Source organism: Streptomyces sp. NPDC039736 (genome assembly GCF_055596485.1).
This window is the reverse complement of the sequence record NZ_JBVIUQ010000019.1, coordinates 62,323-72,816: the sequence shown is the minus strand read 5'-3', so window position 1 is coordinate 72,816 and position 10,494 is coordinate 62,323. Positions and strand designations below refer to the sequence as shown.

The 10,494-nt window shown below is 69.6% G+C and carries 7 protein-coding genes; 1 reads left to right on the top strand and 6 read right to left on the bottom strand.

The genetic code is table 11. From position 1 onward, the window contains the following. Positions 1 to 678 precede the first annotated feature (678 nt). The 5 genes from ACZ56L_RS34990 to ACZ56L_RS34970 all read right to left on the bottom strand — a co-directional run bounded on the left by ACZ56L_RS34990 (position 679) and on the right by ACZ56L_RS34970 (position 6,902). Positions 679 to 1,131, bottom strand: coding sequence for a hypothetical protein (locus ACZ56L_RS34990; RefSeq protein ID WP_471069166.1), 453 nt, complete (start codon positions 1,129 to 1,131; stop codon positions 679 to 681). 439 nt (positions 1,132 to 1,570) lie between these two features. Continuing rightward, positions 1,571 to 1,768, bottom strand: coding sequence for a hypothetical protein (locus ACZ56L_RS34985; RefSeq protein WP_471069164.1), 198 nt, complete (start codon positions 1,766 to 1,768; stop codon positions 1,571 to 1,573). Positions 1,769 to 3,401: 1,633 nt separating this feature from the next. Continuing rightward, positions 3,402 to 3,590: a hypothetical protein gene (locus ACZ56L_RS34980; protein ID WP_471069162.1), complete on the bottom strand. Its 189-nt coding sequence runs from the start codon at positions 3,588 to 3,590 to the stop codon at positions 3,402 to 3,404. 1,065 nt (positions 3,591 to 4,655) lie between these two features. Beyond that, positions 4,656 to 5,012: a hypothetical protein gene (locus ACZ56L_RS34975; RefSeq protein WP_471069160.1), complete on the bottom strand. Its 357-nt coding sequence runs from the start codon at positions 5,010 to 5,012 to the stop codon at positions 4,656 to 4,658. Positions 5,013 to 5,114: 102 nt separating this feature from the next. Next, the gene (locus ACZ56L_RS34970) at positions 5,115 to 6,902 is read right to left on the bottom strand and encodes a pentapeptide repeat-containing protein (RefSeq protein ID WP_471069158.1); all 1,788 of its coding nucleotides are present in this window, start codon (positions 6,900 to 6,902) and stop codon (positions 5,115 to 5,117) included. Positions 6,903 to 7,678: 776 nt separating this feature from the next. Here ACZ56L_RS34970 and ACZ56L_RS34965 point away from each other — a divergent pair. Next, on the top strand, positions 7,679 to 9,835 hold the full coding sequence (locus ACZ56L_RS34965; RefSeq protein WP_471069156.1) for a serine/threonine-protein kinase: 2,157 nt from the start codon (positions 7,679 to 7,681) through the stop codon (positions 9,833 to 9,835). Positions 9,836 to 10,068: 233 nt separating this feature from the next. Here the strand turns inward: ACZ56L_RS34965 and ACZ56L_RS34960 are convergent, their stop codons facing one another. Next, positions 10,069 to 10,341, bottom strand: coding sequence for a hypothetical protein (locus ACZ56L_RS34960; RefSeq protein ID WP_471069154.1), 273 nt, complete (start codon positions 10,339 to 10,341; stop codon positions 10,069 to 10,071). Positions 10,342 to 10,494 lie beyond the last annotated feature (153 nt).

The following is a 10,494-nucleotide window of genomic DNA, read 5'->3' as shown; positions in this document are numbered from 1 at the left end:
CCCGCGGAGCGGGTCCCTCCGGGCTGCGCCCGTAGCCACGAGCCGGGGGGCTGCGCCCCCCGGCCGCTCCCGCTCCGCGTGAGCGGAAGCGGCTCGCTCCGCTCCCCGCCAGCGGTACGCCCTGCGGGCGCACCGCCACCCGCAGGGCGGGCGGCCCGCGCTGCGGGCCTGGGGCGGCCTCCGCTGCGCTCCGAGCCGCTGGCACGCTCCGCGTGCCCGGGTGCGCCACGCTCCGCGCGGCCCACCCGCGGGCCTGCGGCCCGAGCAGCGGCAGCGGGGAGGCCGGCCGGGGTCGGCTTGGCTGTGCGGGGGTGATGCCGGGCCATCCCCTGCTTCATTTAGGTGGGTGGGATAGAGTCTGGAACCATGCAGCCCCACCCCTCCGGCTGACCCTGACCGCTGACGCCTGCTCCCGGATCTCCGTTCGCCGCGTCTGAGCTGGACAGATGCCCCCACGGGAGGGCATCTCCGTCCCGGACGCCACCTCACGGCCCCCGGGGCTCTCTGAACTGATGGTGCGTCAGGGAGCGGGCGGGAATTCCGGACGCCGCAGGCTCGAATTCAGGAACCCGAACGCCCGTCCCGCTGGAACGAATTCAGACCACCGGACGAACCCCCCTCCCACGGAATGCAAATCGGTCCCGCATTCACCACAGAACGCGGGACCGATTCACGCTCCTATTCAGCGTCTGACCAACAGGAGCCTCCCCCTGCCGACGACAGACCCCGGTACCCGGGGCCGAGACCGCGCCGCTTCCGGCGCGTCCCGGCCGCCCCGAAAGAGGACCGAGCGGCCGGGACGGCAGGCGCGGGCCCGGGACCAGGCGCGTGCTCCTGGCGGCCCCCGCCGACACCGGGGGCCGGGCCCGTGGCCGGGTCGAGGTGGTGGCGCAGACGCGCGGCAGCGATGGCCGCCGGGGCCAGGAGGCGGGCGGCGTCGGCGTCGAGGAGGGCGAGCGCGCCGAGGAGGGCGTCGAGGCCGTCGAGCGTGTCGAGGGCCCCGGCCCGGTCGGCGGGCCATCCGTGATCGGTGACCGCGTCGCCGAGCACGCACGCCGCGTCGGCGGCCGTGTCGGCGAGAGCGGGCACCGGCCCGGCGACGGGGGAGGGCGGGGGAGGGAACGTCGTCATGAGGTGACCAACGATCCACCGCCCCGCCGCCCCATCCAGGGACACAACCTCTTCGTCCGGCTGCGCGTACAAAGAGGTGTCGTCGCGGCAGGGGGGCTTGCCCAGGGGGCCTCACCTGCACAAACGCCATGATCCGAAAACCCGGGGGTCCCACCGCCGGTCACACCTTCGGTGCGCCCCCTAGTGCACCTCTGCAACCGACCCTCCAGCCTCCCTCCGGTGCAACCCTCCCGGGCCGTCCGGCGGGCGCGGGCCAGAGCAGGCTTGCCCACGGGCCAGAGCAGGCTTGCCCACGGTCCGGGGAGGCTTGCCCACGCCGCCCGACCGGCCGCCCAGTGCCGGAACCGGCCTGGAACCCGGGAACCGTGTTCCAGGCCGCTGCGGCGTCCGTTCCGTGCCGTCCCCGAGGCGGCACGGTGCGGACGCCGTGAGCACCGCGTCAACGGCCGGCGGCAGACGCGTACTGCGCCAGCGGGACGAACACTCCGAGCACGGCGAACGCGCCCAGGAGCACGGTGACCGCGACGAGCACCGGGGCGTTCAGCGCGGGGCGGCGGTAGACGAGGTAGCCGAGGCCTCCGGCGAGCATCAGCGCGACGACAACGAGGACCAGGACGAGCAGCATCGTGGTGAGCATCAGGACTTCCTTCGGTTCGAGGTGCGTCCGGTACGGGCGTACCGGGCGGTGGTGCGGGGCCCACAGTCGGCGGACCCGGGGCTGTGTTCGAGTTCTCGCGAAAATCCGCCGAGGCCCCGCCCCGGGCGCCTTGTGAGCGGCCCCGGACGGGAATTCGCGAGCGCTGGACGACGGGAGGCTGGTGTGCTCCCGCTCCTTGGGGGCGTGGGTGATGTCGGGACAGCAGCGCCCCGCGACCACCGCGGGGCGGTCCGGGGCGTTTCTGAGGAACTGGACGGAGTGTCAGGGAGCCGGGGGCTAGCCCCGCAAGCGGCGGCCTGACCTGGGCAGATGTGGGCCAGCGGGCCGGAGCCCCTCGCCTGGTGGTGTGTCCTTCGTCACGCAGGTAGGCGGGCCTTGCGGAATCAGCGGTAGTCCCGGCGCCCTCTGTCCTGGGGAAGGGAGTCGGTGACCTTCAGAGAGGACCTAGTGGGCCGAATGCGCGGGTAGGGTGCCGGGCAGTCCGTGCCGGCATGGGTGTGCGGGTCAGGCCCGGCGCCCAGAGGGCGTGCCCTTGGGGGCAGTACCGTCGGGCTGTCCCCGCCCTGGCCTGACGCTCCCGCTGACATGTCAGCCCACGCCGACGGGCGTACCCCGTGCCAGGCCAGAGCTGGTTCTGACACGTCAGAACCAGCTCACGCCAGGTCCGTGTCTGACGCGTGCCCGAGGCCGGCCACGTCACCGCAGGCAGAAACTCCTCACACCGTGAGGAGCCGCAGCCCCTGGCCGCCGGGGGCGGTGATGATGGCGGCATGACCGCGCGCCGCCCGCTGGGCACAGGACCGACCCGCACCACCGATGCATCTCTCCGGGCAGACAGCGCACCGCGGGCTCCGCTCGCCGCCGAACGCATCTCTGCCGCCCCGGCCGCCGCGTCAGCGGCGGCACGCCCCACGAACAGGCGCCGCACCCTCGGGGCCGGCCCCGCCACCGGGTGACCCCGGGCAGGGCCCGGTGACGACAACTTCGGGTTGTCGGCCCGCAGGGTGGCAACTTCGGGTTGTCGGTCCGCCGGTCCCTGCGGCGGCTCTCTCACGTGCACGTTTGTGCACGTGCCCGGGTGCACGCCAAACGCGCGCGAGGGCCCGGCAGGACAGAACCGGCCTCCAGGAACTCCGGGTCGCGACCCGGGTCGCATCGGGAACTGCTGGCGCCGGACGGGAGAACCACGCGGTGACCTGCTGGACAAGGGGTGTCCCAAAGTGCCCCAGACGCGCCGACTACTTCCCTGGGAAGGGGTCTTGCAGCACGGCGACGGATACGGCCCGCCCAGCCGTCTCAAGGCGGCACCGCGGCGAAGCCGGGCGCCGGGCCGCGCTCGCGGCGACCAGCTCGCCGGTTACCGGTTACCGGTTACAGGTCCCGCAGGAGCGCATCGTGCCTGCTCGGGGAGGGTGGCATCCGTGGGCGCCCGGTAACCGGTAACCGCGTCGACCCCGGCCCCACCCCAGCCTGGGGCGGTCCCCTGGCGTCAAAACTGTGTCCCCTGTCCCCCACCGGATTGAGCGCCCTACGCACGCGCGCGTCATGCGCGCGCGTGGGGCCCTCAAAATCATTGGCAGGGGACATGTGATGAAGAATGTGAACGCGTCTTCTAGGCGGCGACGGGGACGGCCTCCGGGTGATGCCCGCCGCAGCAGCGCGGGTCGGCAAGCGCGTCAATCGCGAGGAAATCGCCCCAGGCGCACGGGCCGTGGTCGCACCAGCCGACGTGCGGGCGCACCGCCCGCGGCGGGTGGATCCACAGCCCGTTCGGCGGGCGGTCGTCGGGCTGCGGCTGCATCGGCTCCCCCTCGTGGCGGGAGCAGCAGCGCCCCCGACGGTGACCGAACGTACCCCGCCACCGCGACCCCATGCGGGGCCGTACGGCCCGTAGAACGCCGATCCGGTCCGGAGGTGACCTAGTTTTGGCGCAGCAACAGGCTCCCAGCTCCTACAAGCCCGTCCAGGAGAGCGCGCAGGGCCAAGAGGGCTGGAGCGCAGAGAACGGGTCCGGCCGGCAGGCCGTCGGCGCCCGCGCGGAAGCTGCTGAAGTTCTCGCACGCCGCGCGACCCGGCGCAATTGGCGGTGTTCATCAACCTGCGGGTCAACACCGTTGCATTAATGATCTTAAGGTGTTGGCAACCCCTGCCGGAGCAGCTCATCTGTCTGCTCTACTGAAGCTAGACAACGAGCGCCTGGGGGTTGGATGTCCAGTCTGGAAGATGCCGCAGCGGCTCGTGCACGTCATGAGCAGCGAGCCGCTGAGGCCACAGCCGCTCGCCATGCTAAGGAACAGCACACGTCGCAACGGGAAGGTGCGCTCCTCCACGAACGGGCCAGAGAATTCTTCGGCCTCGCACTCAAGCATGGCGTGCCTGCTCTCCGCCGATACGACGTCATCTACTCATACGATGGCGCCAAAGAAACTTCGTGGACCCGTACCGATGAGATGTGCATCGTGGGGGCCCCCTGGGACTACTCCCGGTCTTTCAGGGGCTCGTGGGCCGTTACCGACGCCGGTATCGTCTACGAGACCAACCATCCCGGCGACGTGAATATCCATAAGGGGCCGTTCCCTCGTGCGTGGCGAAGGGGTATCCGGGACGACATCCTCGTTACATGTGAGTGGTACAACCCCCGCAACGACCTCCGTGCCATCGAGCCCCATTTCGTGGCCGCGATAGCGGCGTTGCTCGCCCCCACTCCGGTGAGTCCTAAAAGGCCGCAAGTGCGGACCGGCCTTCAGGACGACGGGTCGATCGGATACATACCGTAGGTGACTACACGCTGATAGCAACACCGTGCGCTGGAGAGCTGGCGTCGTGGGGACTGTCAAACGAGTGGTGTAACTGGGGTAGTTGGGGATTAGTTTCGGGCTGCGGAGAGGCGGCCGTCGAAGGTGATGTCGACGCTGCCCAGCTCGCCGACGCCCTCCAGCGAGATCAGGTCCTTGGACCCGTCCAGGCCGGTGCCGACGGTGAATCCGGCGGCGGGGAGCGCGCGGGCAACCTTGCGTTCGGCCCGCTCGTGGATGCCGAGCTTCGCCGCGTCCTCCGCCTCGGCAGCCGCCAGCTCGGCACGGGCGGCCTCCTCCCAGGCCTTCGCGGCGCGGGCCGTCACTTCCGCCTGCTCCGCCGCGTACTGCTCCTCCTCGGTACGCAGCCGCTGCTTCTCCGCAGCCCAGGCAGCGGTGTTCCTCTCGTCCTCGGCTGCTTCCGCCAACTCCCGCTTCCCCGCTGCTTCGACCTTCGCGGCCTCCTCCGAGCCCCGGGCCCGGATCGCCGTGAGGAGGTCGGCCGCCTCCGCGGTTTTGAGGCGGCCGGATCAGCGTTTGACGCGACTGCGGACAGCCAAGATGGCCAGGCCCAGAAGGATGGGTTCGGTCACGCGGGACACCATCTCGATGTAGGTACCGGTGGTGGTTAGGTCCTGGCCGGAAGAGCGGAATACGACAGAGTTGAGAGTGACGCTCAGGGCCTTTTCGAAGCGCTCGCCGGTGAACCTGTCCTTGCTGGGGTTCAAGGGGTCGGCTTTTTCGATCTCGAAGGTTATCGCGCCACCGCCCCTCGGTACGTCGCCGACCGCCTGCTGCTTCGCGGACTCCTGAGGGATGCCCAGCCCCATTAGCAAGACGATGGTGACGAGCAGGGCGGCAGCGAGCCACCCCAGGGCGCGGGAGGCACGCAGCCCGTACCCGGACAGCAGCCAGTAGCCGCGCAGCAGGCCGCGCTCGGTCAAGGTAGTGCCGGTCCGGTCACGGCGGCGCATCTCCATCTCGCCGTAGTAGAAATCCGCCGCTCCAGGCTCGTTCTTGCTGTCTTCGAGTGCCTTGCGCAGCGCCCGGTACACCGGTGCCAGCTGTGCCGGCCCTACCCTTCGCGCGCCCGCCTGGGCTCTGTCCCAGCCCGGGGCTGCACCTGGCTGGCTGGCGCGCCAATGGTGTTCTTCGGCGAGGGTGCGCCGTGGTGTGAAGCGGGCCGGGAGAAGCCTGTGCGTGCGGGGCGGGGCTGTGCGGAAGCGGCAAGTGCCTTCCAGTCGCAGCTGGTCAAGGTGGACAGTCCCGCTGAACAGGCATGGCGACAGGTCGACGTCAAAAAGTGTCAGGTGGGCGGCGTTGACCCCTCGTAATGAGGCCAGTCGTACCGCATCCCCGTCCGCGCCCCACAGCAGCCATTCAGTGCCTGAGTGTCCGCTGGGAAGGGCGAAGGGGGCCGCCTCCGCCGCGATCGCGAGAGGGTATTCGAAGACCGCGCGGGAAAGATCGACGGTGGCGTAACGCAGCCGCAGTTCCGCCGTCGATATCCACCGGGTCCGTTCGCACTGCACGCTGCCGGCGGCGAGGAAAAGCGTCACAGGGCCACCGAACTGCGCTCCGGACAAGTCCACCTGCCCGGCACACACCAAGGGACCGACCGTCGCTGCCCGCTCGAAGACCGCCTCACTGAACCAGGCGTCTTCCCCGACAGCCGCCCCCTCGAACCAAGCGTTACCCAGGAAGGTTGCCTCCCCGAACCCGGCGTGATTCTTGAAGGTCACACGCCTGAACCCGGCGTCGCGCTCGAAAACCGTCTCCAAGAACCCGGCATCACCCTCGAACATTGCCGCCGTGAAGTGGGCCTCCCCCTTGAAAGTCGCCCGCCCGAACCAGCCATGAACAGCGAAGGTCGCCCGCGCGAACCAGGCGTCGCCATGGAAGACCGCCCCATGGAACCAGGCGCCGCCTTCGAACGCGGCCACTTCGAACGCCGCGTCGCCCTTGAAGGTCGCCTCCCCGAACCCTGCGTCTGCCCGGAAAGTCGCCTCCCCGAACTCGGCGTCGCCTTCAAAGGTCGCCGAGGAGAAAATGCCGCTGCCAAAGCAGGGCCTGCTGGTGCCGGGTTCGCGCAAGGCATCGAGGAGGCTGTTCAGCAACTCGCTGGTGAAAGTGACGCCACTGTGGTCGATGTCGGCACCAGGGAACAGGCTTGTCAGATAGGCGTCACGCCCTGAGCCGGTGAGGTGCGCGAAGCATGAGGTGTGACCCGGGACAAGGATTCCTCGGCAGCCAACTGGATCCTGCGCGGTGACGGCGTGGCCGCAGTGCGGCCAGTCCGGAACAGGGGGCGATGTCATAACTCCATGGACAGATCACATTGCCAAACGGTTGCCGGACACACCTCACAAGTCCCCACCGGAGCACGCCGCCATTGCGGTATCCACGCCGTACTTCGTGCCACACCGGGCGACCGGAGACACAGAAATTATGAGCGTTGTGCTCAGGAAGGCAGGCGAGAGCGAGGCCCTGCCGAGCAGCGGACACTCTCCCGCAGGTGCGCCCGGTGCGCCGGCCTCGGATTGGGTCGCCTCCTGCACTCTGGGACACCCCGCCGCCGCACGGCCTGACCACGACGCTCCTCCCGGGCGAGCTCACCACTGGCGTTGAACGGCTGCAGGCGCTGCCTGAGGGGCGATCGGGGACTCAAGGCAGGGAGAGTGATTGGAGTGCGCGAGGGCGGCACGGTACGTGCACAAGGAACTCCTCGCCGAGCAAGAGCACCGCCGCGGCTGACCACTCTCCGCTCAGCCGCGCTGCCGGGCCGGTTGGGTTTCTACCGTGCGGCCGCCCGCACGCCCGCATCCTGCGGCGGGGCGGTGGTGTAGAACACCGAGTTCTGCTGCTGGAGCCGCTGCGCCTTTGGGCCAAGGACCTCGGACCGCCATGACGGGCACGGTAGGGGCTCCGCTAGGAAATGGCCTCCGCCAAGCGGCCACCCGCCCTCGACTCCCCTTGCAGGAATCCGTTTTCCCGGCGGTCTAATCGTGAGAAGGTCATGACCTTGGCAGGGGTATAGGCCGAATAGGTGTCATCGGATGGTGGGGCCCTGGGGGGCGGTGAAGGGGGTTGCTGCGTGGAGCAGGGTGAGGTGCTCGACGGGCGTTACCGTCTGGTCAGGGAGCTGGGGCGGGGTGCCTTCGGTGTGGTGTGGCAGGCCTTCGACGTGCGGGTGAGGCGTCATGTCGCGGTGAAGGTGCTGCTTGCCGGGCCAGAACGGCCGGAGCGGGCCCGGGAGCGCTTCGCGCGGGAAGCGCAGACGGCCGGGAATCTCCAGCATCCGCACATCGTGACGGTGTACGACTTCGGCGACACCGTGCACGACGGGCGCCCGGTGGTCTATCTGGTCATGGAACTCCTCAACGGAGAGCCCCTGAGCACGGTCATGGGCCCGGAGGCACCGCCGTTGCCGCGGGTGCTCGGCTGGGTCGGGCAGATATGCGACGCCCTCGATGCCGCCCATACCGCCGGCGTGATCCACCGGGACATCAAGCCCGACAACATCATGATCCAGGCAAACGGCTCGGTGAAGGTCGTCGACTTCGGGATCGCCAAAGCACTGGAGCACCCGGGCACGTTCACCACGAAAAACTCGGTGATTGGTACTCCCGCCTACATGGCCCCCGAGCGTTTCAAGGGCATGGCCGACGTCCGAACCGATCTCTACGCGCTCGGCTGCGTGCTGATGGAGCTGTGCACCGGACGAAGGCCGTTCAGCGGCGACATGTGGGCGCTCATGCACCAGCACACCTACGAAACCCCGCCCCGGCCCAGCAGTCTGCGCCCTGAACTGCCTGCCGCCCTCGACGCCATAATCCTTGACCTCCTCGCCAAGAACCCGGAAGAACGTCCCACCACCGCAGCGGAGGTACGCGAGCGCGTCCACCGCATCACCCACCCCGTCGCTCCCGTCTACACCCCTACCCACCGCACCACACCCCCGCCAGCCGAGGCCGGCCTTCACGGTCAGCCCACCGTCGACGCGTCCGCGCCCCGTCCTCCGGGCAGTCCCGGCGCGACGGGCACACCCGATGCCCCGCTGCCCAACGCCCTCCAAACCCTGCGGAATGCCGCTGACGCTGCCAACGAAACGGGCGATCCTGCAGAAGCCGTCCGGCTGTACCAAGAGCTCCTGCCAGAGCTCGTTCGAATTCGAGGAACCGACCACCCCGATACCCTCGACAGCCGCCACAAACTGGCCCGCAACCTCAGCAGGCTGGGCCACCACCAGCAGGGCGCCGACCTTTACCGCGAAATCCTCACCGCCCGTGAGCGCGTACTCGGCCCCGACCACCCCCACACCCTCAACAGCCGCCACAACCTGGCCTACAACCTCGGCAAGCTGGGCCATTACCAGCAGGCCGCCGACCTCGACCGCGAAACTCTCGCTGCCCGCGAACGCGTACTCGGCCCCGACCACCCCGACACCCTCCACAGCCGCCACAACCTGGCCTGCAACCTCAGCGACCTAGGCCACCACCAGCAGGCCGCCGACCTCCACCGCGAAACTCTCGCTGCCCGCGAACGCGTACTCGGCCCCGACCACCCCGACACCCTCCACAGCCGCCACAACCTGGCCTACGACCTCAGCAAACTGGGCCACTATCAGCAGGCCGCCGACCTCCACCGCGAAACCCTCACCGCCCGCGAACGCACACTCGGCCCCGACCACCCCCACACCCTCCACAGCCGCCACAACCTGGCCTACGACCTCAGCGACCTAGGCCACCACCAGCAGGCCGCCAACCTCGACCGCCAAAACCTCACCACCCGCGAACGCACACTCGGCCCCGACCACCCCCACACCCTCCACAGCCGCCACAACCTGGCCTGCAACCTCAGCAAACTGGTCTACTACCAGCAGGCCGCCGACCTCCACCGCGCCAACTTCGCCGCCCGTGGGCGCGTACTCGGCCCCGACGACCCCGACACCCTTAACAGCCGCCACCACCTGGCCTACAACCTCAGCAAACTGGGCCACCACCAGCAGGCCGCCGACCTCCACCGCGAAAACCTCACCGCCCGCGAACGCACACTCGGCCCCGACCACCCCGACACCCTCCACAGCCGCCACCACCTGGCCTACAACCTCAGCAAACTGGGCCACCACCAGCAGGCCGCCGACCTCCACCGCGAAAACCTCACCGCCCGCGAACGCACACTCGGCCCCGACCACCCCGACACCCTCCACAGCCGCCACCACCTGGTGTTCGAGAAGGCTCAGTGCCGGTGAGGGGACTGAGAAGCTGCCTCTGACTGGATCGTTGGCCCCGGGCGCACGATCCCCGCAGGCACGACCCACATACGCCACACCAGCGACCCGGCCCCGGTAACTCCACGGAATCAGCACAGTAGACGAGGAGCACGCACCCCATTAGGCGCTCACGCACCGCCGAACGGCTCGGTAAGACGCCACACGGCAGCGGGCGCCAGGGCTGGGCGCACATGCTGCGCACGGCCCCGGCATCAGGGAGAATCGCCTGACCAGTCCCAGCGGTTCCGCCCACCGGGCCGAGGGTCGTACAGGGCGCGACCGCCGACGCCGAACTGCCCGAACTCGGTCATCAGCGCGGCACCCTCACTGACCTCGTCCGCGGTCCAGCCGGTGATGTCGAGCAGCAGCCCATCGAGCGGGCCGCCGACCAGTTCGGCGTAGTCACGGTGCGGTAGCGGCCCCGGGCAGTCGTGGTCGCTGCCGTAGACCCGGCCGCGCAGCAGTTGCTCATCATCACGGTTCATCCGTTCAGCCTTGCAGGCACCACCGACAGTCTGGCCCGGTACGTGTACCCATCACGCCTGCCCGCCGCCGATGGTGCAGGGCTTGCCCAGGGCGGCCTTGGGCTTGACCCCGCCCGCCAGAGGCTTGCCCAGCTCAGCGGCGCAGGCGTGAGA